Annotated in this window: 1 tRNA gene; it reads right to left on the bottom strand. The window is 61.4% G+C overall.

Annotated features, from left to right (window positions below):
- Positions 1–532: 532 nt before the first annotated feature.
- Positions 533–609 (bottom strand) — tRNA-Met (locus V8J36_RS22845).
- Positions 610–619 lie beyond the last annotated feature (10 nt).

Here is a 619-nt window from a genome sequence, read left to right as displayed (position 1 = left end):
GTCGTGCTCACACCCGACGGCAGTGGCGGCCTCACGCTCGACATCCAGCTCGCCTGATCGACAGGCCTTCCCATCAAACAGACAAAGCCCCGCGGGAGACCGCGGGGCTTGTTGTTTCATCTGCGGTGCTTCCCTGAGCTGGATAGCGATTTGCCCGACGACCGAAGCTGACGCGCTGTATCGGTTATTCCGCAGGATAGCTCGGCACCCGCTACGATCGGGGCGGGATGGTGACAATCGGGACTGGGGATCCCCGGGTGCATTCGCAGCCGTGCCGGTCACAGACAACAAGCCGAAGGCCCTTCCCCCACCGAGTTCACCGCGTTTTTCCCGAGCCAGGTATCGAGGCTGGGCTGGATGTCGACATCCAGCCTGAGTGAGGGCGGCGAGCGCGCTCTCGGCACTGCCCAAAACGGCAAAAGCCCCACAGATGACTGCGGGGCTTTGTCGTAGAAGTTCAGCAGTTTACAGACGCGGCGTTGCCAGAACGCAAAGAAGCTCCCTTTTGGGGAGCTTGCTTTGCAGATATCGTTGGTTGCGGGAGCAGGATTTGAACCTGCGACCTTCAGGTTATGAGCCTGACGAGCTACCGGGCTGCTCCATCCCGCGCCAGGGGTTT

This window comes from Frigidibacter sp. MR17.14, assembly GCF_037095735.1.
Classification (GTDB): Bacteria; Pseudomonadota; Alphaproteobacteria; order Rhodobacterales; family Rhodobacteraceae; genus Frigidibacter.
Note: the sequence above shows the minus strand (reverse complement) of the source record. Positions and strands in the feature narration are given on the sequence as shown.